Origin of the sequence: Kitasatospora sp. NPDC058190 (assembly GCF_042883685.1) — a bacterium.
Lineage (GTDB): Bacteria > Actinomycetota > Actinomycetes > Streptomycetales > Streptomycetaceae > Kitasatospora.
Genome location: NZ_JBHVVI010000055.1, coordinates 1 through 25,572, shown reverse-complemented (window position 1 = coordinate 25,572; position 25,572 = coordinate 1). Strand labels below are relative to the sequence as shown.

At 73.3% G+C, this 25,572-nt stretch carries 22 protein-coding genes; 12 read left to right on the top strand and 10 right to left on the bottom strand.

Annotated elements, in window-relative coordinates; genetic code table 11:
* Positions 1 to 30: 30 nt before the first annotated feature.
* The gene (locus ACFVWU_RS24180) at positions 31 to 1,353 is read right to left on the bottom strand and encodes a PLP-dependent aminotransferase family protein (protein WP_387624561.1); all 1,323 of its coding nucleotides are present in this window, start codon (positions 1,351 to 1,353) and stop codon (positions 31 to 33) included.
* 93 nt (positions 1,354 to 1,446) lie between these two features.
* Here ACFVWU_RS24180 and ACFVWU_RS24175 point away from each other — a divergent pair, with 93 nt between their 5' ends.
* Complete coding sequence (locus tag ACFVWU_RS24175) at positions 1,447 to 2,118, top strand: LysE family translocator (RefSeq protein ID WP_387624559.1); 672 nt, start codon at positions 1,447 to 1,449, stop codon at positions 2,116 to 2,118.
* On the opposite strand, the gene ACFVWU_RS24170 is transcribed toward ACFVWU_RS24175, so the two are convergent.
* Positions 2,043 to 3,551 (bottom strand): amidase family protein, encoded by a 1,509-nt coding sequence (locus ACFVWU_RS24170; protein ID WP_387624556.1) that lies wholly within the window; start codon positions 3,549 to 3,551, stop codon positions 2,043 to 2,045. The two genes, ACFVWU_RS24175 and ACFVWU_RS24170, sit on opposite strands and share 76 nt — an antisense overlap.
* Before the next feature lie 255 nt (positions 3,552 to 3,806).
* On the opposite strand from ACFVWU_RS24170, the gene ACFVWU_RS24165 reads away from it, so the two are divergent.
* On the top strand, positions 3,807 to 4,580 hold the full coding sequence (locus tag ACFVWU_RS24165) for an SDR family NAD(P)-dependent oxidoreductase (RefSeq protein WP_387624554.1): 774 nt from the start codon (positions 3,807 to 3,809) through the stop codon (positions 4,578 to 4,580).
* A gap of 144 nt (positions 4,581 to 4,724) precedes the next feature.
* On the top strand, positions 4,725 to 6,608 hold the full coding sequence (locus ACFVWU_RS24160) for an ABC transporter ATP-binding protein (RefSeq protein WP_387624629.1): 1,884 nt from the start codon (positions 4,725 to 4,727) through the stop codon (positions 6,606 to 6,608).
* 16 nt (positions 6,609 to 6,624) lie between these two features.
* On the opposite strand, the gene ACFVWU_RS24155 is transcribed toward ACFVWU_RS24160, so the two are convergent.
* Positions 6,625 to 7,293 (bottom strand): lysophospholipid acyltransferase family protein, encoded by a 669-nt coding sequence (locus ACFVWU_RS24155; protein WP_387624551.1) that lies wholly within the window; start codon positions 7,291 to 7,293, stop codon positions 6,625 to 6,627.
* Between the two features lie 175 nt (positions 7,294 to 7,468).
* On the opposite strand from ACFVWU_RS24155, the gene ACFVWU_RS24150 reads away from it, so the two are divergent.
* Complete coding sequence (locus tag ACFVWU_RS24150; RefSeq protein ID WP_387624548.1) at positions 7,469 to 7,681, top strand: EF-hand domain-containing protein; 213 nt, start codon at positions 7,469 to 7,471, stop codon at positions 7,679 to 7,681.
* Positions 7,682 to 7,808: 127 nt separating this feature from the next.
* Here ACFVWU_RS24150 and ACFVWU_RS24145 read toward each other — a convergent pair whose 3' ends face one another.
* Positions 7,809 to 10,007 (bottom strand): CDP-glycerol glycerophosphotransferase family protein, encoded by a 2,199-nt coding sequence (locus ACFVWU_RS24145; RefSeq protein WP_387624545.1) that lies wholly within the window; start codon positions 10,005 to 10,007, stop codon positions 7,809 to 7,811.
* Between the two features lie 725 nt (positions 10,008 to 10,732).
* On the opposite strand from ACFVWU_RS24145, the gene ACFVWU_RS24140 reads away from it, so the two are divergent.
* Both ACFVWU_RS24140 and ACFVWU_RS24135 read left to right on the top strand, forming a co-directional pair.
* Positions 10,733 to 11,002 carry a hypothetical protein gene (locus tag ACFVWU_RS24140; protein WP_380609447.1) on the top strand — a complete coding sequence of 90 codons (270 nt, stop codon included), beginning with the start codon at positions 10,733 to 10,735 and terminating at the stop codon, positions 11,000 to 11,002.
* Positions 11,003 to 11,258: 256 nt separating this feature from the next.
* Entirely contained in the window at positions 11,259 to 11,714 is a 456-nt protein-coding gene (locus ACFVWU_RS24135) for a YjbQ family protein (protein WP_387624541.1), read from the top strand.
* Here the strand turns inward: ACFVWU_RS24135 and ACFVWU_RS24130 are convergent.
* Together ACFVWU_RS24130 and ACFVWU_RS24125 are read right to left on the bottom strand one after the other, a co-directional pair.
* Positions 11,711 to 12,268: a DUF1990 family protein gene (locus tag ACFVWU_RS24130; RefSeq protein ID WP_387624539.1), complete on the bottom strand. Its 558-nt coding sequence runs from the start codon at positions 12,266 to 12,268 to the stop codon at positions 11,711 to 11,713. The two genes, ACFVWU_RS24135 and ACFVWU_RS24130, sit on opposite strands and share 4 nt — an antisense overlap.
* 128 nt (positions 12,269 to 12,396) lie before the next feature.
* The gene (locus ACFVWU_RS24125) at positions 12,397 to 13,521 is read right to left on the bottom strand and encodes an FAD-dependent monooxygenase (RefSeq protein WP_387624536.1); all 1,125 of its coding nucleotides are present in this window, start codon (positions 13,519 to 13,521) and stop codon (positions 12,397 to 12,399) included.
* A gap of 210 nt (positions 13,522 to 13,731) precedes the next feature.
* On the opposite strand from ACFVWU_RS24125, the gene ACFVWU_RS24120 reads away from it, so the two are divergent.
* Complete coding sequence (locus ACFVWU_RS24120) at positions 13,732 to 14,760, top strand: TetR/AcrR family transcriptional regulator C-terminal domain-containing protein (RefSeq protein ID WP_387624533.1); 1,029 nt, start codon at positions 13,732 to 13,734, stop codon at positions 14,758 to 14,760.
* 9 nt (positions 14,761 to 14,769) lie between these two features.
* Positions 14,770 to 15,003, top strand: a complete 234-nt coding sequence (locus tag ACFVWU_RS24115; RefSeq protein ID WP_387624530.1) for a hypothetical protein — start codon at positions 14,770 to 14,772, stop codon at positions 15,001 to 15,003.
* Positions 15,004 to 15,013: 10 nt separating this feature from the next.
* Here the strand turns inward: ACFVWU_RS24115 and ACFVWU_RS24110 are convergent, their stop codons facing one another.
* Positions 15,014 to 18,115, bottom strand: a complete 3,102-nt coding sequence (locus tag ACFVWU_RS24110) for an AAA family ATPase (RefSeq protein ID WP_387624527.1) — start codon at positions 18,113 to 18,115, stop codon at positions 15,014 to 15,016.
* Positions 18,112 to 19,281 (bottom strand): exonuclease SbcCD subunit D, encoded by a 1,170-nt coding sequence (locus ACFVWU_RS24105; RefSeq protein ID WP_387624526.1) that lies wholly within the window; start codon positions 19,279 to 19,281, stop codon positions 18,112 to 18,114. The genes ACFVWU_RS24110 and ACFVWU_RS24105 overlap by 4 nt, the downstream gene beginning before the upstream one ends.
* A gap of 335 nt (positions 19,282 to 19,616) precedes the next feature.
* Here ACFVWU_RS24105 and ACFVWU_RS24100 point away from each other — a divergent pair, with 335 nt between their 5' ends.
* The 4 genes from ACFVWU_RS24100 to ACFVWU_RS24085 all read left to right on the top strand — a co-directional run bounded on the left by ACFVWU_RS24100 (position 19,617) and on the right by ACFVWU_RS24085 (position 23,702).
* Complete coding sequence (locus ACFVWU_RS24100; RefSeq protein WP_387624523.1) at positions 19,617 to 20,768, top strand: hypothetical protein; 1,152 nt, start codon at positions 19,617 to 19,619, stop codon at positions 20,766 to 20,768.
* A gap of 190 nt (positions 20,769 to 20,958) precedes the next feature.
* Positions 20,959 to 21,597, top strand: a complete 639-nt coding sequence (locus ACFVWU_RS24095; RefSeq protein WP_387624520.1) for an NUDIX domain-containing protein — start codon at positions 20,959 to 20,961, stop codon at positions 21,595 to 21,597.
* A 394-nt stretch (positions 21,598 to 21,991) separates the two neighbouring features.
* Positions 21,992 to 22,789 carry an SGNH/GDSL hydrolase family protein gene (locus ACFVWU_RS24090; RefSeq protein ID WP_387624517.1) on the top strand — a complete coding sequence of 266 codons (798 nt, stop codon included), beginning with the start codon at positions 21,992 to 21,994 and terminating at the stop codon, positions 22,787 to 22,789.
* A gap of 115 nt (positions 22,790 to 22,904) precedes the next feature.
* The gene (locus ACFVWU_RS24085) at positions 22,905 to 23,702 is read left to right on the top strand and encodes an SGNH/GDSL hydrolase family protein (protein WP_387624515.1); all 798 of its coding nucleotides are present in this window, start codon (positions 22,905 to 22,907) and stop codon (positions 23,700 to 23,702) included.
* 92 nt (positions 23,703 to 23,794) lie between these two features.
* Here the strand turns inward: ACFVWU_RS24085 and ACFVWU_RS24080 are convergent, their stop codons facing one another.
* Positions 23,795 to 24,727, bottom strand: coding sequence for a nitroreductase/quinone reductase family protein (locus tag ACFVWU_RS24080; protein ID WP_387624512.1), 933 nt, complete (start codon positions 24,725 to 24,727; stop codon positions 23,795 to 23,797).
* Positions 24,724 to 25,572 (bottom strand): ISL3 family transposase (locus ACFVWU_RS24075; protein WP_387624510.1); only part of this gene is annotated, 849 nt, incomplete at its 5' end. The genes ACFVWU_RS24080 and ACFVWU_RS24075, both read right to left, overlap by 4 nt.

The window sequence follows — 25,572 nt, the reverse complement described above, 5'->3', positions numbered from 1 at the left end:
TGTTAGCTGTTACCAGTGACCTGTCAGCCGTCATCCGTCAGCCGCAATCCCCGCCAGCACCCCCAACGCCCGCGCCAGCACCCGCAGCGGCGGCGAAGCCAGCCCGACCCGGACCGCCGACGGCGTGCTCCGCGGGTCGACCGCGAACGCGGCCGCGGGCGTCACCGAGATCCCCGCCCGCGCCGCCGCCGCGACGAAGGTCTCCGCCCGCCAGGCCCCGGGCAGCTCCCACCACAGGTAGTACGAGCACGGGTCCGCCCGCAGCCGCTGCCCCGCGAGCACCTCCCGCGCCAGCTCCTGCCGCGCGGCCGCGTCCGCGCGCTTCGCCGCCTCGACCGCCGCCAGCGTCCCGTCCCCGATCCACCGCACCGCCGCCTCCAGTGCGAAGCCGCTCGGTGCCCAACCGCCCGCCCGCAACGCGCCCGCCACCCGCTCGCGCAGCCCGTCCGGGACGACCGCGAACCCGCTGGTCAGTCCCGGGGCGAGCCGCTTCGACAGGCTGTCGACCAGAACGGTCCGCTCCGGAGCCAGCGCGGCGAGCGGCGCCAGCTCGGGCCGCAGGAAGGACCAGATCGAGTCCTCCACCACCGGCAGGTCCAGCCGTCGCAGCTCCCCGGCCAGCGTGACCGCCCGCTCGTGCGGCAGGCTCGCCCCGGTCGGGTTCTGCAGCCGCGGCTGGACGTACACCGCGCGCAGCGGCGCCGTACGGTGGGCGGCTGCCACGGCGTCGGGCAGCAGCCCGTGCTCGTCCACCGCCAGCGGCACCAGCCGGATGCCCAGCCGCTCGGCCACCGCCTTGACCACCGGATAGGTCAGCGCCTCCACGCCCAGCCGCTGCCCCGGCGGCACCAGGGCGGACAGCGCCCCCGCCATGACCTGCCGCCCGTTGCCCGCGAACAGCAGGTGCGCCGGGTCGACCTCCCAGGCGCCCGACGACAGCAGCCCCGCGAAGGCCCGCCGCGCCGCGCCCGTCCCGGCCGCGCCGACCGGCCGCAGCGCCTCGCCCAGCGCGTCCACCCGCAGCAGCGGCGCCAGCCCCTCGGCCAGCAGCTCGGCCTGCCCGGGCGCGGTGGGGTAGTTGAGTTCCAGGTCGACGGGCGCGGCGGCGGGCTCGGCGAGCGCGACCCGTCCGTCGTCCGCACCCAGCCCGGCCCGTACGAAGGTGCCCCGGCCGACTTCCCCGACGGTCAGCCCGCGCCGGACCAGCTCGCGGTAGACCCGGGTCGCCGTCGAGTTGGCGATGCCGCGGGCGCGGGCGAAGGCGCGCTGGGTGGGCAGTTGCTGGCCGGGCCGCAGCCGTCCGTCCGCGATCTCGGCGGCGATCCCGTCCGCGATCAGGCGGTAGTCGTCCATCGGCGTCCAGCCCTTCGTCCCAGGTCACGGCACATTGCACCGAGCGCAAAGTCATCATTGCATCGAGCTCGCTCCGCACCCTAGCCTCCTCACATGAGCGAGTTGGACGCGTTGATATCCGCCGTGGACGGCCACGCCGTGCTCGGGATCGCCGCCGTGGCGCTGGGCATGGTGCTGTCGCCGGGGCCGAACATGATCTACCTGGTCTCGCGCTCGATCGCGCAGGGCCGCCGCGCCGGGCTGGTGTCGCTGGCCGGCGTCGCGACCGGCTTCCTGGTCTACCTGGTCGCGGTGACGGCCGGGGTGGCCGCCGTCTTCTCGGTGGTGCCCGCGCTGTACACCGCGATCAAGCTGGCCGGCGCCGGCTACCTGCTCTGGCTGGCGTGGAAGGCGGTCAAGCCGGGCGGCACGGCGGTCTTCGCCCCGCAGCAGCTGCCCCCGGACTCGCCGCGCCGGCTGTTCGCGATGGGTTTCCTGACCTGTCTGCTCAACCCCAAGATCGCCATCATCTACATCTCGCTGCTGCCCCAGTTCGTGGCGCCCGAGCGCGGCCACGTGGCGCTGCAGAGCCTGGTGCTGGGCCTGACCCAGATCGTGATCGCCATCACCGTCAACGGCCTGATCGCGATGAGCGCGGGCAGCATCGCCACCTTCCTCAACCGCCGTCCGATCTGGCTGCGGGTTCAGCGCTACGCCATGGGCACCGTCCTCGGCGGCCTCGCCGTCCACATCGCCGCCGACCGCGCCAAGGCCGTCGCGGCCTGACCCGCCTCCGCGGGGTGCAGCAGGGCGTCGACCCGCGCGGCCACGGCCAGCAGGTCCCGGTCGGCCATCCGCGCTCCGATGAGCTGGACGCCGACGGGCGCCGACCCGGTGACCGGGAGGGGGAGCGTCACCGACGGCAGGCCCGCGGTGGCGGCGGGGGACGTGTTGCGGATCAGGGTGAGGAACGTGGGGACGCCCCGACCGTTGAGAGGGAGGGCCTCCTCGTACCGGTGGAGCGGCCGGGCGCACACCGGGACGGTGGGACTCAGGACCGCGTCCAGGCCGTTCGCGGTGAACAGGTCGTCGTAGGCGGCCTGCATCGCCCGGCGCTCCGCGAGGGCTCCGCGCAGGGCGGCGGCCCCCGGGTACCCGGGGGCGGTGGGCAACGCGGTGGCCTTGAGCAACTCCGCGATGACCGGGTCGCCGACCGCGTCGAGGACGTCGGCGGGGGTGAGCCCGGTGCGGTGCTCGTCGAGGTAGCGTCCGAGGGCGGCGGCGAACTCGCCGAAGACGAGGGGGAATCCGATCCGGGAGTCGTACGCGACCAGGTGCGCCGTGTCCACCGGAGCCCACTGTGTCCGCGCCGCGGTGAGGCAGCCGAGGGCCGCCTCCCAGGCGGTTCGGACCGGGCCCTCCAGGTCCTCGGTGAACACGTGCCGCGGCAGGCCCAGCCGGAGCGGGCGTCCCGACTCCCGGGGGCTTGCGCTTCCAGCGCGGCTTCCAGTTCCGGCAGAGCCTCCGGTCTCCCCGGTCACGAGGGCGTCCAGCGCGATGAGGCGGTCCAGGGTGCGGGCCAGCGGTCCGGGGGTGTCCCGGGTGGTCGACAGCGGAGTGACACCTGCCGAGGGGTAGCGCCCGGCGCTGGGGCGCAGGCCGTAGATCCCGTTGAGCGCGGCGGGGATGGTGACGGAACCGCCGGTGTCGGTGCCGAGTCCGGCGTCGGTGATGCCGGCGGCCACCGCGGCAGCCGTACCGCCGCTGCTGCCACCCGCGAACAGGGCCGGGTCGGTGGCGTTGCCGACGGCGCCGAAGCTGTGGTTGCACGAGGTGGCTCCCAGGGAGAGCTCGTGCATGTTCGTCTTGCCCAGCACGATCGCCCCGGACGAACGCAGCGCCCTGACGACGGGCGCGTCGGCGCCGGGGGCGAAGCCGGCGAGCGCGGGGGTGCCCGCGGTGTTGGGCAGGCCCGCGACATGGATGTTGTCCTTGATGACGACGCACCAGGGTGTTTCGCCGCCCCGGGCGTCACGGCGGGCCGCCTCCGCGAGCGCCCTCTCGGCGTCCAGCGTGATGAACGCGTTGAGGTGCCCGACAGCGGCGGCCCGGTCGATTGCGGCCGACACGACCTCGTGCGCGAGGCCGCGTCCCGCGGTTTCCGGTCCGGCCATGGGGGTCGGCTCCTTCTCGGGCAGGTCCGTGGGCGGGTCGGACACGGCGGTCTCATCCTCCACCGTCAGGCTCGCGAGTGTCTCGGCCTCGGTGAGCGCCGGGCTGCGCGCCGCCGGAGCGCTCGGGCCGGAACCGAGTTGTCGTCAGATGCCTGTCCTCGCCCGGATCTCATCACCCGGCCGGGCTCTTCCCCTGTCCGACACCGCGGGTGCGACCGACCGCCTGCATCCGCGGCCCGTCGAGCAGGGCCGTTGCCCTGGGTGTGGGCTCGGCTGCGGCGAGTCGGTACGGTCGGGGGTATGACAACAGCCTTGATCACCGGCGCGACCGCCGGCATCGGAGCCGCCTTCGCCCGCCGGCTCGCCCGCAGCGGTTACCAGCTCGTCCTGGTGGCCCGGGACACCGAGCGCCTGGAGCGCGCGAGCGCCGACCTGCACGCCGAGTACGGCATCGAGGCGGAGGTGCTGCGCGCCGACCTCGCGACCGACGAGGGCATCGCCGCCGTCGAGGCCCGGCTCGGCGATGCCGAGCGTCCGGTGGACCTGCTGATCAACAACGCCGGATTCGGCAACAAGGGCGCCTTCGGCGCCGTCCCGCTCCAGGCCGAGCTGGACATGGTGAAGGTGCACATCGAGGCGATCCTGCGGCTGACCACGGCGGCCCTGCCGGGGATGCGCGAGCGCGGCCGGGGCGCGATCGTCAACGTCGCCTCGGTGGCGGCCTTCCTGCCGCGCGGCACGTACGGGGCGAGCAAGGCGTGGGTGGTGAGCTTCACCCAGGGCGTGCTGCGCGACCTCGGCGGTACGGGCGTGCGGATGATGGCGCTGTGCCCGGGCTTCACCCGGACGGAGTTCCACGAGCGGGCCGGCATGGGCACCGGCAACATCCCGTCCTGGTCCTGGCTCTCGGCCGAGCGGGTGGTGGCGGAGGCGATGCGCGACCTGGCGCGCGGCAAGTCGTTGTCCGTGCCGGGCAAGCGGTACAAGGCGGCGGTGGCCATCGCCCGGATGCTGCCCTCCGGCAAGCTCGGCGGCCTGTCCTCGAAGGCGGCGCGCACCTACCGGACGAACTGAGGCGCGCGGCGGTCGGGCGGGGTGCGGTGGCGGGCCGGCGGGCCAGGAATAGAGTTGCACTCACTATTAGCTTGCCTAACTATGAGCTACTCTCGCTATGCTGGCATCCACCCGACCGCCATGCCCGCAACCATGCTCGCCGCCATGCCCGCCGCCGCGCCCGTCGCGCGTCCGACCCAGGGAGGCCCGTCCTTGAGGCCCGCCGCCATCGACTGGACCCCGCCCGAGCGCGCCGAGGGCGAGTCCCGCCCGCCCGCCGAGTGGCGGCGGATCCTCGCGCTGTTCCGCCCGTACCGCGGCCGCCTCGCCACGGTCGGGCTGCTGGTGGCCGCCTCCGCCGTGGTCTCCGTCGTCTCGCCGTTCCTGCTCAGGGCCGTCCTGGACACCGCCATCCCGCAGGGCCGCACCGGGCTGCTCAGCCTGCTCGCGCTCGGGATGATCCTCACGGCCGTGGTGAACAGCATCTTCAACGTGCTGCAGACCCTGATCTCCACCACCGTCGGCCAACGCGTCATGCACGACCTGCGCACCTCCGTCTACGGCCACCTGCAGCGGCAGTCGCTCGCCTTCTTCACCCGCACCCGCACCGGCGAGGTGCAGTCCCGGATCGCCAACGACATCGGCGGCATGCAGTCCACGGTGACCTCCACCGCGACCAGCCTGGTCTCCAACCTCACCGCGGTGATCGCCTCGATCGTCGCCATGGTCGCCCTGGACTGGCGACTGACCGTCGTCTCGCTGCTCCTGCTCCCGGTGTTCGTCTGGATCAGCCGGCGGGTCGGCCAGGAACGCAAGAAGATCACCACCGAGCGGCAGAAGCAGCTGGCCGCGATGAGCTCGGCGGTCCAGGAGTCGCTGTCGGTCAGCGGCATCCTGCTCGGCCGCACCATGGGCCGTTCCGACTCGCTCGCGCGGGAGTTCACCGGGCAGTCCGACCAGCTCGCCGACCTGGAGGTGCGGGCCAGCATGGCCGGGCGCTGGCGGATGAACACCATCCAGATCGTGATGGCCGCGATGCCCGCGCTGATCTACTGGGCGGCCGGACTGACCTCCGCCGCCGGTGCGCCGATCGTCTCGGTCGGCACCCTGGTCGCCTTCGTCACGCTCCAGCAGGGCATGTTCCGCCCGACCGTCAGCCTGCTCTCCACCGGCGTGGACGTGCAGACCTCGCTCGCGCTCTTCCAGCGCATCTTCGAGTACCTCGACCTGCCGGTGGAGATCGACGAGCCGGCGCACCCGGTCACCCTGACCGACATCCGCGGCGAGGTCCGCTTCGAGGCCGTCGACTTCCGCTACGACCCCGGGCAGGAGCGCCCGACCCTGGCCGGCGTCGAGCTCAAGGTCCCGGCCGGAAGCTCACTGGCCGTGGTCGGTGAGACCGGCTCGGGCAAGACCACCCTCAGCTACCTGGTGCCGCGGCTGTACGACGTCACCGGCGGCCGGGTCACCCTGGACGGCGTGGACGTGCGCGAGCTGTCCTTCGACACCCTGGCGCGCGCGGTCGGCGTGGTCTCCCAGGAGACCTACCTCTTCCACGCCTCGGTCGCCGAGAACCTGCGCTTCGCCAAGCCCGGGGCCAGCGACGCCGAACTGGTCGAGGCCGCCCGGGCCGCGCAGATCCACGAGACCATCGCCGCCCTCCCGGACGGCTACGACACCCTGGTCGGCGAACGCGGCTACCGCTTCTCCGGCGGCGAGAAGCAGCGCCTCGCGCTCGCCCGCACCATCCTGCGCAACCCGCCGGTGCTGATCCTTGACGAGGCCACCAGCGCGCTCGACAACCGCACCGAACACGCCGTCCAGCAGGCCGTCGACACCCTGGCCGCCGGCCGCACCACCATCACCATCGCGCACCGGCTCTCCACCGTCCGCTCCGCCGACCAGATCGCCGTGCTCGACCACGGCGAGGTGGTCGAACTCGGCAGCCACGAGGAGCTGGTGGAGCTGGACGGCCGGTACGCGGCGCTGCTGCGCCGGGAGGCGCCGGAGGCAGCGGCCCTGTCGGACGCCGCCCTCGGGCACGCGTGAGGCGAGTGGGCGGCGGTCAGGCCGCCTTCGGCACCTCGTTGTAGCTCTCCACGACCTCCTGGCCGGACAGCCGCTGGATCGCCGCCATCACCTCGTCGGTCACCTGCCGACGGGCCTTCAGCGAGCGGGCCTGCCCGTGCAGCTGGTCGAAGTGCAGCGGCTCGCCGAAGCGGACCGTCACCTTCTTGATCCGCGGGACCCGCTTGCCCACCGGCAGGATCTGCTCCGGTCCCTCCAGGGCCACCGGCACGACCGGCACGCCCGCGGTCAGCGCGAGCCAGGCGACGCCCGTCTTGCCCCGGTAGAGCCGGCCGTCCAGCGACCGGGTGCCCTCGGGGTAGATGCCGAAGGCCTTGCCGTCCTCCAGGATCTCCAGCGCCGACTCCAGCGAGGCCTGAGCGGAGCGGTAGGTGCCGCGCTCGACCGGCACCGCGCCGATCGACTCGAAGAAGCCCTTGGAGATGCGGCCCTTGAGGCCCGGTGCGGTCCAGTACTCGGCCTTGGCGAGGAAGTGCACCCGGCGCGGGGCGGTCAGCGGGATCACCACGCTGTCGATGAAGGACAGGTGGTTGCTGGCCAGGATCACCCCGCCCTTGCGCGGCACGTTCTCGGCACCCTCGATGACCGGGCGCCAGATCCCCCGCGACACGGGTTTCAGCACCAGCCTGGTGACGAGATCGAGCATGTTCCCTCCCTGGACGAACGACCGCCCGGGAGGAGCCCGGGCCAGCAATCAGACCCGCAGACTACGACACCCACCCCCGCGCCCGTCCACTCCCGGCCACCGTGGCGCCCACCACGGCCGGGTAGTGTACGGCCGTCCGAACCGAGCACAACCCCGCAGTACCCAGGAGGGAACGATGGAGAGCATCGAGGCCATCAAGGAGATGTTCGACCGCATCGACCAGAACGGCGATGGCAAGATCACCCCGGCCGAGTACGCGCTGGCCGCCAACGAGATGGGCGACCACGGCGTCACGCTCTCGATGGCGGAGGCGCTGATCCACGCGATGGACACCCGTCACCAGGGCTACCTGGACTTCGAGGAGTTCCTGGCCGCCCGCCAGCGCTGAAGTCGCACCGACGGGGCCGGTCGTCGTACCGGCGGCACCGGCCCCGCCCGGAGCTCCGCCGGCCTTCCCGGGCCGGCTCCTCGGGGAGCAGCCCGGACCAGCCCCTGCCGGGCCCGCTCCCCGCGGGTCAGCCCTTGACCGGGAACACCCGGCGCACCACCCGCTCCGCCGCGCCGCCGTCGTCCCAGACGCAGAACGTGGCCCGGAACCGCGCCCGCGCCGCCGGCTCCGGATCGCCCGCCCGCAGCGCCCTCGCCAGCCCGTCCACGTCCACCGTGACCGCGCCCGGCGGCTCCTCGAACAGGTCGAAGTACACGCCGCGCTCGCGCCGGTACTCCTCCCAGTCCGGCGCGAAGACGACCACCGGCCGGTCCAGCACCGCGTAGTCGAACATCATCGACGAGTAGTCCGTCACCAGCGCGTCCGCCGCCAGGTAGAGGTCCTCCACCGTCGGGTGCGCCGAGACGTCCACGATCTCCGCCGCGTCCTCACCGGCCGTCAGATCGCCCGGGCCGCCGACGTGGAAGTAGTGGGTGCGCACCAGCAGCGTGAACCGCGGGCCCAGGCGCCGGGCCAGCTCCGCCACGTCCACCAGCGGCACGTAGCCGCCCTTGCCGCCGCGGTGGGTCGGCGCGTACAGCACGGCCGTGGTGCCGGGCCGCAGACCGAACCGCTCGCGCATCGCCCGGACTTCCTCCGGGGTGGTGTTGGCCAGCCGGTCGTTGCGCGGGTAGCCGGTGTCCAGCATCTCGTACCGGCCGGGGAAGGCCCGGGCGAAGTGCTCGCTGGTGTGCGGGTTGGAGGAGACCAGGAAGTCCCAGCGGTCGACGGCCTCCTGGAGCCGGTCGAAGTCCATCCCCTCGGCCGCCTCCGGGCGGTCGCGCAGGTCCATGCCCATCGCCTTGAGCGGGGTTCCGTGCTGGGTCTGGACGTGCACCGTCCCCGGCCGCTTCACCATCGTCCGCGGGAAGTTGACGTTGTTCACGAAGTACTTGGCGGTCGCCATCGCCTTGAGGTAGGCGGGGGTGTTGACGATCACGTACGGCACCCCGGGCGGCATGGTTGCGGCCTGCGTGCGGTTCTCCACCACCCACACGCCCCGGATCTGCGGGGCGAGTTCCTTCGCCTTCTCGTAGATCGCCGCCGGGCTGCAGGCGTAACCCCGGTGCCAGTACGCGGCGTAGACCGCCAGGTGCTCGTCCAGCGGGAGGCGGCGGAACGCGTTGTACGCGGTGAACCGGGCGCCGCTGCGCACGCCCTTCTTCACCGCGGGTGCCACCGCCCGTGCCCCGCGCTTGAGTCCGCGCGGCAGCCGGCCGGTGCGGCGCAGCTCCGCGTACGCGATCCGGGCGCCGCGGGCGGCCAGCCGGTACTGCACGCCGCGCACCCCGCCGGGGAAGCGGTAGCCGGCCGGGCGGTGGCGTTCGAAGTGGTCGGAGATCCGGTGGAAGAAGTCCTTGCGCCGGTCGGTGGGGACGAGCCCCGGGGTGTCGTAGACGTTCAGCGCCTGGCGCAGGGTCCGGTCGAAGACCAGGGTGCGCAGCGACTCCGGGACGGGCCGGCCGGGACGGTCCGGGCGGTCCAGGAAGGTGAAGATCGCGTCGTACTGGGCGAACACGTCGGCGTGCTTGGGGGAGGCGGTGGCGGTGATCGCGCCGTCCCGGCCGCGCCGGTAGAAGTAGCAGGGGCGGTCGAGGTAGCGCAGCCGCCCGGCGGCCAGCAGTGCGGGGTAGGTGACCGAGATGTCCTCGTAGTAGCCGCGGCCGAAGGCGACGTCCAGGCCCTCCAGGAAGGCGCGGCGGAAGACCTTGTTCCACACCGACATCACGGTTTGGAACAGCGCCGGGTGCTCGGCCACGGTGCAGCCCTCGACCAGCGGGGAACCGACCAGGACGTGCCGCCAGGGGTTGGGCTCGGTCTCGCCGTCCGGGTAGACGTGGGTGAAGTCGGTGAGCAGTACGTCGACGGGGGTCTCCCGGCGGAGCTCCTGCTCCAGCTCGTCCAGGATCACGCCGACGGTCTGCTCGGGCACCCAGTCGTCGCTGTCCACGAACCAGACGTACTCGCCGCGCACCAGCGGCAGCGCGGCGGTCCGGGCGCCGCCGAGGCCCTGGTTCTCGGTGAGGTGCAGGACCCGCAGCCGGGGGTCGCGGGCCGCGTAGGCGTCCAGGATCGCGCCGGAGCCGTCGGGGGAGAGGTCGTCGACCGCGATCACCTCGAAGCGGGTCTCCGCGGCGTGGGTCTCGCCGAGGATCGAGTCGAGGCAGCGCGGGAGGTACCGCTCCACGCCGTGGACCGGGAGCACGATGCTGAGGAGGAGGGACACGCTGGCCGAGTCTACCGATCCACCGGGCGCGACCTGCGGGGACGTCCGGTCGGCGGTGGGAGGCGGGGGCCGGGCCCGGAACCGCCGGTGCCGGGCCCCGAGCGGGGCGGCACCGGCAGTCTGGTGGCGGCCCGGCCGACCCTCTACGGCCGGCCGCCGGTCCGGGCACCCTGCGAGCCTGGCCACCGCAGCGTCGAGGTGACCGGGCAGTGGCTCGCGGGAACCGGAGCTGATCGAGTCATTTCATCACTCGAACACACGCTTGAGTGCGGTGCGGGCACTGGCGTGTGCATCAGATATTGCTTGGAGGATCGACGCGAGTCAATCCCTCGTATGTGTTCACTTCATGAACCTGGCCGCTGGCGCCGTTCCCGCCGCCGGTGATCGTTTTGTCGACCTGACGGCTGTCCCCTATATGCGGGCGACTCGTCGACATCCGGGGGCGATTCGTCGACACGGGTCGTGGCACCCGTCGGACGCCCCCGTGCGCCCGGCGCATACCGCGCGAACGGGCGCCGGGCCAGTGCCTCCTGGCCCTCCTGACGGACGGCGGGTCGTGCACCACCATTGATGCCTAGTCGTGACCGCACGGGTGGCCCCTGGTGCATCGTCAGTTGACGTCGCACGGTACGGTGGCACAACACCAAGGACGGTTGCGCGAAGGCCGTCTGTCACGGATAGTCTTCGCCTCACGGCCCTGGCGCCTCGTAGGGGTGGGAAAACTGATGGAACACATGCAAGTGCGGACTCGGCCCCGTGTGCCGGCGATCCAGTGCGGTGTCGGCGCGACCGGCCGCAGGATCGACCGACACCTGGCCGTGCTCGGCGCGCCCGCACTCTCGGCGGTGGACACCGCCGAGGCGCTCGGGCTGATAAGGGAGCTGACGCCGCGCGGCGCAGACGCCCCGGCGGCGGCCCGTCGTCGCCACACCCGGGTCTCGCTGCTGGCGCCGTTGCGGCGGCTGCGGCGGAGCCTCTTCGGCGGGCGCGGCTAGCGGCCTCCGGTCGCAGTCGGCTCGGCCCCGACTCGACCCGGCGGACCAATCGGTCCGTCGGGTCTTCGTCGTGTCCGGAGGTCCGTCGCAGGGCAGGTTTGTCGACGGGCAGGCCTGTTGCCGGGCAGATCCGTTGACGGGCGGATCCACCCGCTGCTTTGGTCTGAACCTCTCACCCTATGCGAGTTTGCCTCCTTGGCAAGGGCAGACGGCGAGGCAGTAGGTCCGGCCCGCTGACCTGGGTCAGGATGGCGCCATGGCCGACAACCACCACTCCACGTCCACCGGGTCAACCGGCTCCTTCCAGACCGCCACGCTGGAGATCACCACCGGCAACCGTGAGGTCGCGCTCGACATCACGGACCGCTGCGCCGTGTTCCTCAACGACCGGGCCGCCGGGCGTGACGGCCTGCTCAACGTCTTCGTCCCGCACGCCACCGCCGGGATCGCCGTCCTGGAGACCGGCTCCGGCAGTGACGAGGACTTCCTCGCCACCCTGCGCGACCTGCTCCCGGCCGACGACCGCTGGCGCCACCGGCACGGCAGCCCCGGCCACGGTCGCGACCACGTGGTCCCCGGCCTGGTCGCCCCGCACGCCACCCTGCCGGTGATCGGCGGGCAACTGGCGCTCGGCGTCTGGCAGTCCGTGGTGCTGATCGACACCAACGGGGACAACCCGCGCCGCACCGTCCGACTGTCCTTCCTCGGCTAGCGGGCCCGGGCGACGTGCTCGGCCACGGCGGCGAGGTAGCGCTCGATCGCCAGGTACTGGCAGAGCAGTGCGACCGGACGGCCCAGCCGGGCGTACCAGGCGGACAGTCGGGAGAACGCGGCGACCTCGAACCACACCTCGCCGTCGGCGTCCATCGACACCAGGAACGACTCCTCGCCGCACTCCGGATGCCCGGGCAGCGTCCCGTACGCGAAACCGATCCGGTCGGGCTCCGCCACCGTCCAGACCACCCGGCAGGGGATCACCAGCCGCGGCCACCGGCTGCCCGGCAGGCTCAGCCGCAGCAGCACGGTGTCCCCTTCCCGGGCCGGCTCGCCCGGCCACACGGCGAAGCCCGTTCCCAACTGGCTGCCCCAGCCGAGCACATACCGCCCGGCCCGCTCCAGCACCTCCGGCCCGTGGCCCAGGTGGACCCGCCGCCGTAGCTGCGCGTACCCGTCCGGCAGCCGCCCTCCCCGGGTGGCTCCCACCTCGGGGTACGTGGGCGCGGCGGCCCGGGCGGCCTGCAGGCGTTGCTGGAGATCGGCGACCATGGCGGCCACGGTAGCCGGAGGGCGGTGGAGTCCTGCGGGTGGGGCGGTTCGGGCGACGGCGAACAGATAACGGATGACAGATGTGGAAATCTGTCATCCGTTATCTGTCATCTGTTCGCGGTCATCTGTCAGTCGTCATCCGTCCAGCGTGATCGCGTTCTTCGCCCGCTCCACCGACTCCTCGGAAGCCGGCCCGCCCGGGTTGTCGGTGGCCAGCGCCTGATTGAGCCGGACGAACGGGCGCAGCCGCCGCTCGTACTCGGCGTAGGCGGCGTGGTGCTCCCCGCCGAACGGGTGAGCGCGTCGGCCAGCACGTACGCGCCGACCAGGGCGAGGCTGGTGCCCTGACCCGACAGTGGGGAGGCGCAGTAACCCGCGTCGCCGAGCAGGACGATCCGGCCCCGCGACCAGTGGTCCAGGTGGATCTGCGCCATGGAGTCGCAGTAGAGGTCCGGCGCCTCGGCCAGGGCCTTCAGCAGCCTCGGAGTCTCCCAGCGCAACGCGGTCATCCGTTCGGCGACGAAGGCCTTCTGAGCCTCCGGATCGCGCCGTCCGGCCGACAGCGGCTCGCCCGCGAAGCCGAAGCTGATCCGCAGCTCGGAGTTGCCGCGCACCGGGTAGACGCCGTAGCCCGCCTCGCCCTCGCGCAGCCAGAGCTGCCAGTCCTCCAAAGCGAGGAAGTTGTTCGCACGGAAGATCGCCAGGTGCATGTCGAGGTGGCGGGCGAAGCGCTCCTCGGGCCCGAAGGCCAGTCGGCGCACGGTCGAGTGCAGGCCGTCGGCCCCCACGACCAGGTCGAAGCGTCGAGGCTCGGCGCGCTCGAAGCGGATGAAGGCGCCGTCCTCGTCCTCGCCCCGGTCGAGCGCGGTGACGGTGTCCCCGAAGACCAGCTCGACGCCCTCCGCCGCCGCCCGGTCGTGCAGCACGCGGACGAGATCCTCGCGCAGCAGCTCGATGTCCTCGCTGTCGAGTCGCCCGCTGCTGAAGGTGCTCTCGGTGGAGCGGTGGATCTCCCGGCCGTCGCCGTCCAGTACGGACATGCCCCGCATCCGGGTGCGGTGGGCGCGGACCTCCTCCAGCATCCCGAGCCGATCGACCACGTCCAACGCGACCCCGCGAACGTCCACCGCCTGCCCGCCGCCGCGCAGCCCGTCGGCCCGCTCCACGACCGTGGGGGCGAAGCCTTGACGGTTCAGCGAGACGGCGAGCGCGAGGCCCGCGATGCCGCCGCCGGAGATGAGCACGGACTTCATTGACAGCTCCTTGCCGTTGGTGCGCCGATGGCGCTCGTACGGTGTACGCGACCTGAATGTACGGAGTACGTGCAGGGCTGCCAAGGCCGTTTTACGGCTACTGATCTAGTGCAGTCGGCGGATTCAAGGCAGCGTCGCTGGTAGGGTCTGAGCTAGTACAGAACCGGTCATCGCGGAAAGAGATCCGCATCACGTGAGGGAGCCGGCCGCATGGTCTCCACGCCCGAGCCCGTCCCGCCCTACCGGCGCATCGTCGACCAGATCGCCCGGCGGATCACGGACGGCACGCTTGCTCCGGGCGAGCGGGTGCCCTCGACGCGGCGGATCGCCCGGGAGTGGAACGTCGCCCTCGCCACGGCCACCAAGGCGCTCACCACCCTGCGGCTGGAAGGCCTGGTCGAGACCCTGCCCCGGGTGGGCACGGTGGTGGCGGCCCGTCAGGCACCTCGGCGTCGTCCGAGCGCTCCTCCAGCGGAGACTTCGCCGACCGCCGGTTCGGCGGCCTCGGGGGCGGCCGTCGAGCTGAGTCGGGACACGATCGTCCGGGCCGCCCTGGAGATCGCCGACCACGAAGGCCTCGCCGCGCTCTCCATGCGCAGCGTCGCCGCCCGACTGGGCGTGGCGGCGATGACCCCGTACCGGTACGTGCCGAGCAAGGACGACCTGGTGCTGCTGATGGCGGACGCGGCCTTCGGCGAGGGGACGTACCCGGTTGAGCCGACGGGGGACTGGCGGGCACGCCTGGAGCTCGGCGCGCACACCCTGTGGCGGATCTACCGCTGCCACCCGTGGCTCGCGCAGGTCGGCGCGCTCACCCGGCCGCTGGTGCTGCCCGCGCTGATGGACCACGCCGAGTGGGCGCTCGCCGCGCTGGACGGCCACGGTCTGGACGCCGCGACCATGCTCGACCTGCACGTCCTGCTCTACTGCTACGTCCAGGGCGTCGCCGTCCACCTGGAACGGGAGGCCCAGGCCGAGGCCGGTACCGGCCTGACCGAGGGCCAGTGGATGGACCACCAGGGCCCGGCACTGGCGGCGCTGGTCGCGGGGGAGCGGCACCCAGTGTTCGCACGGACCGTCGGGAGCGTCGAGGACGGCTACGACCTGGACCTGGACTCGCTGTTCGTGTTCGGGCTGGGGCCGATGCTCGACGGATTCGGGGCGATGATCGAGGCGGCCCGGGCCCGGGCCGGGGCCGTCTGCGGGGGCGTCTTGCCGCCGGGCGGGGGCGGGGAGTAAGAAGGCGGCATGAGTGACAGCGCGACGGACGGTGCGATGGTGACCGAGGGCGCGGTGGTGTGCGAGCCGGCGCCGGACGGCTCGGCGGAGGCCGCGCTGCGGCACGACCCGGAGGCGACCGGCCCGCGGGCGGACTGTGTGCTGTGCGGGGAGCCGACCGAATTGCCGGCCGACCAGCCGGGCAGCACCCTGTGCCCGGTGTGTGCCTGGCAGCAGGCACAGCGGGTGGCGTGTTCGGGCTGACCAGCCGTTCCTAGGCGTCCTCCCGGGTGGCCAGCGCGAGGGTGGAGCCGTGGCGGCCCTTGCGGACCATGAGCTGGGCGGGGATACGGCTGCGCAGATCGGCCACGTGGCTGACGATGCCGACCGCGCGGTCCCGCTCGCGCAGGCCGTCGAGGACGTCCATCACCTCCTCCAGGGACTGCTCGTCCAGGGTGCCGAAGCCCTCGTCGATGAACAGCGTGTCCAGCGGCATGCCGCCCGCCTCGTCGGTGACCACGTCGGCCAGGCCGAGGGCGAGCGAGAGCGAGGCGAAGAAGCTCTCGCCGCCGGAGAGGGTCGCGGTGTCCCGCTCGGTGCCCGTCCAGGCGTCGACCACCCGTAGGGCCAGGCCGGAGCGCTTGTTGCCGGCGCCCCGGTCGTCGCTGTGCACCAGGGTGTAGCGGCCGCCGGACATCCGGACCAGCCGGTCGCTGGCCGCCGCCGCGACCTGCTCCAGCCGGGCCGCCAGGACGTACGACTCCAGGCGCATCCGCAGCCGGTTCTCGGTGGAGGTGCCGGCGGCCAGTGCGGCGAGGCGGTTGATCCGCCCGTACCGCTCCAGCGTCGGGGCCAGGTCCCCGGTCAGTTCGGTCAGCTGCCGCCCGATCGCGGTCAGCGCCGCGCAGCGCTCCCGGGCCGCCGACCGGGCGGCGTGCGCCTGGCCGAGCCGGTCGGTGGCCGTGCCGAGCGTGGCCGCGGCGGTGGGCAGGTCGACCGGTGGACGGGCCGCGGCCTCGGCCAGTTCGGGCAGCGCCAGCTCGCGCTGCACGGCCGCCGACTCCGCGCGGTGCCGCTCCAGCCGGGCCGCCAGCCGCTCGCGCTCCTCGCGCGGCAGCAGTACCGCGAGCGCCGCCGTGGCGTCCGGGAAGCCCGCCGCGACGGCGGCCTTGCCGAGCTCCTCCTCGGCCTCGCCCAGCCGGGCCCGAGCCTCCGCGCAGGCCCGGGCGGCGGAAGCGGTGGCGGCCACCTCCTCGGTGAGCAGGGTCAGGGCAGCGGTCCGGTCGGCGACCGAGGCCGCCTCTCCCCGGGCGGCCGTCAGTTTGGCGGTCAGATCCCGTTGCTCGGCGTCCAGAGCCTGCAGCCGATCGGTGAGGACGGCGGCGCGCTCCTTGGCCTCGTGCAGCTCGTCCAGCCGACGGGTGCGGTCCTGTGCCAGCCGGCCGATCTCCCGCTCGACCCGGCCGAGCGCCTCCGCCTCGTGCAGCGCCTCGCGGTGCTCGCGCTCCAGTCCGGCCAGGGACTGCGCGAGCGCGTCCGTACCGTGCGGCCCGGCCGCCCCGGCGGCGGTCGCCTCACGCACCCGCAGCGCGGTCAGGGCCTGGTCGGCCGCCGTCCAAGCCTGCTCGGCGGCGGCCTGGGTCTGTCGGGCCCGTTCCTCGTCCTCGGCACTCACGCGGCTGCCCGCGGCGGCCTCGGCGGGCGCCGGGTGCTCGGGCGAGCCGCAGACCCGACAGGCCTCGCCCACCCGCAGCTGCTCGGCCAGCTCGGCGGCCATGCCCGCCAGCCGCCGATCCCGCAGGTCCAGGCTGTGTTCCCGGGCGTCCAACGCGGCGGTGCGCAGCTCGGCGACCCGCGGCTCGGCGCCCGCGATCTCGGCCCGCAGTCCGTCGCGCTCCCGAGCCGCACTCAGCCGGGCGGCCGACTCGGTGCGCTGCCCGTCCAGTTGCTCGACCCTGGCGCTCGCCGCCTGGGCCCGGGACTGCTGCTCCTCCAATCGGCCCAGCTCACCGTCGAATTCGGCCAGCCAGTCCTCGGCCTCCTCGGCCAGCCCCTCGGCGGCGCTCCGTTCCTGCGTCAAGGAGCGCTGCTCGCGGGCGAGTTCGGCGCAGCGCCGCTCCTCGGCCCAGGCCGCCTCCAGCCGGACCAGCTCGGCCCGCAGCCGCAGCTCGGCCGCGGCCAGCTCGGCGGCGCCGGTGTCGGTTCCGGCCTCGGTCCCGCTGCCGGCTTCGGCTCCGGGTTCGGTGCCGCTCCCGGCTCGGGCGAGCCTGCGGCCCTCGGGGCCGGAGCGGGCCAGCGCCTCCCGGCACCGCTGCTCCGCCTCCCGTGCGCGCCCGAGCGCCTCGGCCGCGCTCTCCCGCAGCCGCAGCGCGGACTCCACCCCGACGGCCTCCTGCGCGGCCGCCAGCCGCTGCCGGTCCCGAGCCGCGGCCGGCTCGAACCCGGCCAGCCGCTCGGCCTCGGCCACCGCCTCCCGGTGCCGGCGCTGCCGCCCGGCCAGCTCCTCGGCGGACTCCCGGCCCCGCTGGGCCTCCCGCTGCGCCGCCTCCGCGCCCGCGAGCGCGGCCTCGGCGACGGCGAGCTGTTCGGCGGCGCCGCTGCGCAGGACCGCTGCCCAGCCGAGCACCCCGGCGGTCAGGTCGGCGTCGCCGTCCTCGGCCGGCACCCAGCCGTCGGCTGGCTCGGCGTCGGGGCCGGCCGCCTGCTCGGCCTTGCTGGCGAGGTCGCGCAGGCGGCGCCGACCGGCCTGGACGGCGGCCTCCTGGGCGCGCCGCCGGTCGGCCAGCCAGGTCTCGACCAGCCCGTACCGCTCGGTGTCGAACAGCCGCCGCAGCAGCTTGCCGCGCTCCTCCGAGTCGCCCTTGAGGAAGCGGGCGAAGTCGCCCTGCGGCAGCAGCACCACCTGGCAGAACTGCTCCCGGCTCATGCCGATCAGCCGGTGGATCTCCTCCCCGGCCTCCTGGTGCGACTTGCTGAGCGGGCGCCAGCCGGGCGAGCCGTCGCCCCCCGCGTCGGGCGTCCACTCGCGCAGCAGGGTCTGCGGTCGCTCGACCGTGGTGCCGGTGCCGACCTTCTTCGGTCGGCGCTGCTCGGGCAGCCGGGTGATCTGCAGCCGCCGGCCGCCGAGCGTCAGCTCCAGCTGCACCTGGGTCAGCCGCTTCGGGTCGGCGTGGTCGCTGCGCAGCCGGTTCGCCCGGCGGGCGTTCGGCGTCTCGCCGTAGAGGGCGAAGCAGACCGCGTCCAGCACGCTGCTCTTGCCCGCACCCGTCGCGCCGCGCAGCAGGAACAGCCCGCCGGCGGCGAGCGCGTCGAAGTCCACCGTCTCGCTGCCCGCGAACGGGCCGAAGGCGGTGACGGTGAGCTTGTGCAGCCTCATCGGGGCAGGTCCGCCTTCCGGTCGGCGGTCTCCCGGACGCGCTCGAAGCCCTCGCGCAGCCAGCCGAGCTCGTCCGGCTCCGGCTCGGCGCCGGGGCGGACGTGCCGCAGGAAGCCCTCGGCGATCTCCAGGTCGTCCCGGCCGCTGACCCTGGCCGCGTACGACTCGGACGGCCCGGCCCCGCTCTCCTCGGGGTCGAACAGCAGCTGGAGGGTGTGCGGGAAGCGGCGGCGCAGTTTCTCCATCGGTTCGCTGGGGCGGGCCGTGTCGGTGAGCGTGGCCTGCACCCAGGACTGCTCGTGCTCGGCGTACTTCTCGTCGGTGAGCAGCGCGTCCAGCGTGTCGCGCAGGGTGGCGAGCGGGCGCGGTTGCGGGCAGTCGACCCGCTCGGCCGTCACCGTGCCGTCGGCCGCGAGGTCGACCAGCCACATGGTCTTGCGCTGGCGCACCTCGGAGAAGGAGTAGGCGAGCGGGGAGCCGCTGTAGCGCAGGTGCGGGGCGAGGGTCTGGCAGCCGTGCAGGTGGCCGAGCGCGGCGTAGTGCACCCCGTCGAAGACCGTGGCGGGCACGGAGGCGACCCCGCCGACCGCGATGTCCCGCTCGCTGTCGCTGGGCGCGCCGCCGGTGACGAAGGCGTGCGCCAGCACCACGGCCCTGGTCCCGTCGGGGCGAGCCGCCAGATCGGCCCGGACCTGGTCCATCGCCGCGCCGAGCACCGCCGCGTGCCCGCCCTTGGCCAGCCCGAACCGCTCGCGCACCAGCGTGGGCTCCAGGTACGGCAGCCCGTACACCGCGACCGGCCCGTGCTCGTCCGCCAGCAGCACCGGCTCGGCGCACTCGCCCGGGTCGGTCCGCAGGTGGATCCCGGCCCGCCCGATCAGCCCGGCTCCGACCCCGAGGCGGCGGGCCGAGTCGTGGTTCCCGCTGATGAAGACCGTCGGCACCCCGAGGTCCGCCAGCCGGTGCAGCACGTCGTCGAACAGCGCGACCGCCTCCAGGCCCGGCAGTGCCCGGTCGTACACGTCCCCGGCGACCAGCACGGCGTCCACGCCCTCGGAGCGGACCACCGTCACCAGGTGGTCCAGGAAGGCGCGCTGGGCGTCGTGCAGGCTCTCCCGGTGGAAGGAACGCCCGAGATGCCAGTCGGAGGTATGCAGGAGTCGCATGGTCCCCGACGATAGCGCCCGGCACTGACAATCCCGCGTGGATCAGTTGTCACGGGCGTCCCAGGGCCTCCGGGGGCGTCGCCCGCCACCACGTCGGCGACCCCGGCGCACCGGAGGACGGTCGCGTGCCGGGCGGTGGCCGAAATATGGATGGAAATCGCCGGGACTGATCGATGAGTGGCGGCGGAGCTGGGGCTGCCCGACCTTGTTCGATTACTTGGGGTGGATTGTCAGTGGCTCTGTGTATGTTCCGTGGCGTCGGCGACTCCGAGGGTCGGAGTGGTTGGTACTGCCCTGTGCCGGCCGGTGCCGAGTGAGCGAGCGGGAGGTAACCCATGGCTGTGCGCGATTCGGTGTACGAGGTGTCGGGCGCCGCGGTGGTGCGGTGCGGGCCGGTGCGGGGCCGGCGGGTGCTGGTGCTCGGCGGGCGCAGGCCCGGGGCCGAGGTCGGCGGGGTGCCCGCCGGTGGTCCCGGAGGGGCGCCGCCGCCGGGGGGCGGACGGCCGCCGGGCGGGCGGGCTGGGGGAGCCGGGGCCCGCGGGCGGCGCGGTGGCCGGGCCCGGGGCGCGCCGCCGCAGCCGGTGGCGGTCGCGCTCGCCGCGGAGGCGGCCGACTTCGCCGGGCTGGCGAAGTACGGGCTGTTCGGTGCCCTCGGGCACCAGGAGTACCTGCGGCGGGCGGAGGAGCAGCTGAGGGGCCTGCACGGACAGGGGCTGGAGGTGCACCTGCGGGTCCTCGAGGCGGGCGACTTCGAGGACTACTGCGCGGCGCTCGGGCTCGATCCCCGGTCGCCCGCCGCCCGGGTCGCCTACGCGGGCGATCCGGAGCTGGCCGGGGAGCCGTTCGTCTACGCGGGGGAGCGGTTGGTCGAGCTGCTCCCGGTGCTGCTGGACGACCACCGGGCCCGGGTGCGGATGTCCGTCGCCTGCGCGGCGCTGCTGGAGGCGGTCGGCGACGACCCGGCCGGGCAGAGACGGATGGCGGCGGTCATGCGGTACGTGACCTCGGTCTACGTGGCGCTGGCCGAGGGCGCGGGGGAGGGCTGCCACCTGCTGACGCTGCGTTGCCACGGCCCCGAGGACGGCGAGGAGCTCACCTCGGCGGTGGACGTCTGCGTGGCGGCGGGGCGCCTGCACCCCTCCGGGCGGGACACGGAGGCGTTCTGCGTCACGCTCGCGGCGGGCGTGGCCTCGGGCGGGGAGGGGGCGCTGCTGCTGCACGGCGACCCGTCGAGCGGGCCGCCGGACGGGGCTTCGAGCGGGCCGTCGGCCGACCGGCCGCCCGGGCCGCCGGTGCGCGGATGGGCGCTGGCCGACGGGCAGCTGCGGCCGATGACCGCCCACGAGGTGTTCGACGAACTGGCCGACGACGCGGCGCGCGGGCTGCCGTTCCCGCCCGGGGTGGTCCCGCGGCCGGGTTTCCCGCTGCCGGGCTTCCCGGGGGTCGGCTTCCCGGGGGCCGGGGAAGGGGGCGGGCCGCTGGGGTGATCGGGTCGTTCGCGGTCTCCGCATCCACCATGCGGCGCTGGGGACTGTTCATCGACCGCCTGTTCGGGGAAGATCGGAGAAGATCAACAGCAGGAGCGTGCGGTACCCCACGCCGCCGCTCCGGCCGCTCCGCTCCGAACCGTGCTCCGCAGGTCCGGCGAGCCCGACACCGAGAGGGGGGACGTACGGCATGGGCCGGATCGAGTTCACGGCGGAAGTCTCCGAGCTGCTCGGGAAGGTGCGGCGGCGTCCCACGGCGGGCTGGCCGTGGCGGCCGGGCGAGCAGGTGCCGGACGGGTTGCCGGTGAAGCAGTCCTGGGGCTGGCTGTTCGCCCCGGACGGGCGGGTGCTGACCCTGGTGAACCCTCGGGACGGGATCTGCTCGCTGCCCGGCGGCTCGCTGGAGCCGGAGGACGACGGGGACCCGGCCGCGGCCCTGGCCCGGGAGGCGGGCGAGGAGGCCCAGGCCGTGATCGGCCGTCCGCACTACCTCGGCTACCTCTACGACCGGGTCGGTTCGGCCAACGGCGGGCACGAGTGCGCGCGGGTCCGGATGGCGGCGGCGCTGCGAGCGGTCGGCCCGAGTGTGGCCGACCCGGCCTCGGGCCGGCACTACCGGCGGCTGCTGGTCGCGCCGGGGCTCGCGGTCGAGCTGCTGGGCTGGGGCGCGCCCGGGCTGCGCCAGGCCCGGGCGGCGGTCGCTACGGCCGTCCGCTGGCTCGGCGTGCCCGCCGCCGCGAACGAGACGATCGAGGAGCTGCCGGTCGAGGGCTGCACGGTCTTCCCGGGGGCGGTGTACGCGGGGGGCGACCGGATCGCGGGGAGCTGAGCCGCGCTCTTGGGGCGGGTGGGTCGGCGGGGTCGTGGCGTGTCTTCGAGTGGGCAGGGTTAGAGGGGGCCGGGGCGCGCCCTCGGGCGGCGTGCCGATGCTGTGGCGTACCCCCGGGCGGGCTGACGGGGCCTCGCCGCCGAACAGGCGCGGCGGTGCCGTGCGCTGACCAGCGGCTGACGCTGTGCTGACTTCCCCGGAATTTCTCATCTACACGCGATGACCGACGCGCATCGACGTATACCCGCACCCACCAGCGTGAACTCACGCTCTGTCCAGGGCAGTTCACTCCTGCGCTATCAGACGGACCGTCAATGTCCTTGGCATGAGCGCTTCCGCGTTTGGCTACTGCCTGGTATCCCTTCCTGTGACCCACGTCATACCAGGAGGTGCGATGCCCCGCCCTGCTCGTGCTCCGTCCGTGGCCGCGATAGCGGCTCTCCTCTCCATGACGACGCTCTTCGCGGCGACTTCCGCCAGTGCGGCCGGTGTCAACTACGTCGCCCTGGGGGACTCCTACTCAGCCGGTGTCGGTGCCGGCAGCTACCTGAGCGACAGTGGCAGTTGCAAGCGCAGCACCAACGCCTACGCCTACCTGTGGAAGAACGCGCACAAGCCGTCATCCTTCAGCTTCGTGGCCTGTTCGGGGGCGAGAACCGGCGACGTCCTCAACAGTCAGATCTCCTCGGTGAACTCCGGCACCACGCTGGTCAGCCTCACGATCGGCGGCAACGACGCGGGCTTCGCCGACACCATGAAGACCTGTGTGCTGGGCTCCGACAGCGACTGCCTGAGCGCCGTCAACACGGCCAAGAGCTACGCCCTCAACACCCTGCCCGCCCAGCTGGACCGGGTGTACTCCGCGATCCACGCCAAGGCGCCGCACGCCCACGTCGTGGTGATGGGCTACCCGCACCTGTACAAGGTGGGCGGCTCCTGCATCTTCGGCATCGGTGACACCAAGCGCGCCGCGATCAACGGCGCCGCCGACACGTTGGACGGCGTCATCGCCAAGCGGGTCGCCAACGCGGGCTTCACCTTCGGCGACGTCCGGAGCATCTTCACCGACCACGAGATCTGCGGCTCGCTGAGCACCTGGCTGCACAGCACCACGCTGCCGATCGACGAGAGCTACCACCCCAACTCGGCCGGCCAGTCCGGCGGTTACCTGCCGGTCTTCAGTCGCTCCTGAGCCGTACCGCCGTGACGTTCCGCCAGGCGATCCAGCGGGACACCGGCCCCGTCGTCCGGTGCTCGGCTGCCGCCCGGCAACCGATCGATGATCCACGCCATCACCAGGAGGTGCAATGCTCCGCCCTGTTCGTGCCCTGTCCGTCGCCGCGACAGCCGCTCTCCTCACGCTGACGACGCTCTTCACGGCGTCCTCCGCCAACGCGGCCGGTGTCAACTACGTGGCCCTCGGCGACTCCTACTCGGCCGGTGTCGGTGCCGGCAGCTACCTGAGCGACAGCGGTAGCTGCAAGCGCAGCACCAATGCCTACGCGTATTTGTGGACCAACGCGAACTCCCCGTCCTCCTTCTCCTTCGTGGCCTGTTCGGGGGCGAGAACCGGCGACGTCCTCAACAGCCAGATCTCCGCCGTGAGCTCCGGCACCACGCTGGTCAGCCTCACGATCGGCGGCAACGACGCCGGGTTCTCCAGCACCATGCAGACCTGTGTGCTGGGGAGCGACAGCGACTGCCTGAACGCCGTCAGCACGGCCGAGAACTACGCCGTCAACACCCTGCCCGGCCAGCTGGACCAGGTCTACTCCGCGATCCGGGCCAAGGCGCCGAACGCCCACGTCGTGGTGATGGGCTACCCGCACCTGTACCAGCTCGACGGCTCCTGCATCTTCGGCATCGGTGACACCAAGCGCGCCGCCATCAACGAGGCCGCCGACACGCTGGACGGTGTCATCGCCAAGCAGGTCGCCAATGCCGGTTTCGCCTTCGGTGACGTGCGCGACATCTTCTCCGGGCACGAGATCTGCGGGTCGCTGGACACCTGGCTGCACAGCACCACGCTGCCGATCGACGAGAGCTACCACCCGAACGCGGCCGGCCAGGCCGACGGCTACCTGCCGGTCTTCAGCCAGTCCTGAGGCCCGGCTCCAGCGCTCCGTCAGGTGCGCCGCGCAGCATCGGTGCCGCCGTCCCCTCTCACAGCTCGGGAGGGGACGGCGGCACCGCCGCGTCAGTCGCCGGCCGGGGCGGGCCGGACCGGTGGGAAGGGGATCCCGGCGAGGGTGGGCAGCAACTCGGCCTCCTCGTAGTCGAGGTGCGCCTCCAGCTCGGCCGACATCCGGTCCAGTTCGGCTCGGAGCAGCTCGGGCTCGGCGATCGCGATCCCGGCCAGCAGTGCCACCAGTTGCTCCTTGATCCGCTTGATCTCCCGGTGCTGCTGGCCGAGCCGCTCCAGCACCCCGGCGAGCTCCGGGTGGCTGCGGGCGAGAGTCGGGAAGATCGCGGCGTCCTCGCCGGTGTGGTGGTGCGTCAGTCCCTGGCAGAACGCCAGGCAGTGCTGCCGCAGTTGCAGGCCGAGCCCGACCGGGCGGCCGGGGGAGTGGGCCTGCGCCTCGTCCCGGATGTGACGTAGCTGCGCGCGCAGCCAGCTGTGCGCCTCCAGCAGCTTGTCGGCGAGGCTGTGCACCTCGCGGGGGGCATCGGTCGGTGCCTCGGGTCGCTCCAGGACGACCACCGGCAACTCGCGCTCGGTGTGGGCTTGGTAGTCGCCGTACCCGGGTGCCGACCGGACGACTGCGGCGAACAGCCCCTCCCTGTGGGCGCCTTCGGTGGGTACGGCGATCGTGTCGAAGCTGTCGGTGCCGAGCTCGACCCGGACAACCGGATGGGCCAGCAGATTGCGGTACCACTGCGGGTGTTCCGGCGCCCCGGCCGCCGAGGCGACGACCAGCAGCAGCCCCTCGGCCCGGACGTACCCGAGCGGGACGGTGTGCGGCCGCCCGGTGAGGGCCCCGGTGGTGGTCAGCAACAGCAGGTCGCCGCCCTCGAAGGGGCCGCCGACCCGGCCGCCGTTGGCGCGGAACTCGTTGATGACGCTCAGATTGAAGGAATTGGCGAGGGTGGAGAAATCAGGCTCTTGTGCTGGATCTGTGGGTCGGATCATGTGAGTTGGCGTCGGGGCAGGGTGGGGCGGTTGCCGCCGAGGCAGAGCATGACGAGGGCGATGACGGCCTCGGCGGAGTGAAAGCCGAAGCCTCTGCGGATGATGAGCCTGGTCTTCGTGTTCGTGGACTCGATGAGTCCGTTGCTCAACTCCTCGACGATCGCGTGCAGGATGGCGTCGTGGTGGCGTTGGACCTTGCGGGCGAGTTCGACGAAGACCGGAATCCGCGACCGCCTCGCCCAGGACAGCCAGTGGTCCAGCGCCTCGGCCGCGGCAGGGGCGCCCTCTGTTCTGGCGATTCGGTAGATCGTGCGCAGTCCCTCCTTGAGGAGGTAGGCGCGGTGCAGGCGCGGGTCGTTGGTAGCGATCCAGGCGAGTTTTGCCTGTTGGCGGGCGGTGAGGTCCTCGGGGTTCTTCCACAGCGCGTGACGGGAGTGCTTGAGACGGCGGGCGAGTTCGGGGTCTGCCGCCTGGCGCCTGGCGCGGTTCCAGGCGGCCCGGCGTTCCTCGTCCAGGGCCTCGGTGGCCCACTGCACGACGTGGAAGGGATCCATGGCGCGGACCGCGTTCGGGGCCCGCTCGGCGACGACATCGGCGATCCACTCGGCCCCGTCCGCGCTGATGTGCGTCAGCTGGTGTGCGCGGTCGGCGCCCAGGGCGTCGAAGAACGAGCGGAGCACGTCCTTGCCGTGGCCGTCGGCCATCCATACGACATGCCGGGACTCGTGGTCGACCACAACGGTCATGTATTTCTGTCCGCGCCGATAGGAGATCTCATCGACGCCGATGCGGCGCAGGCCGGCCAGGCGGTCGATTCCGGCGTCCGCCTCGGCCTGGTGGCGGGT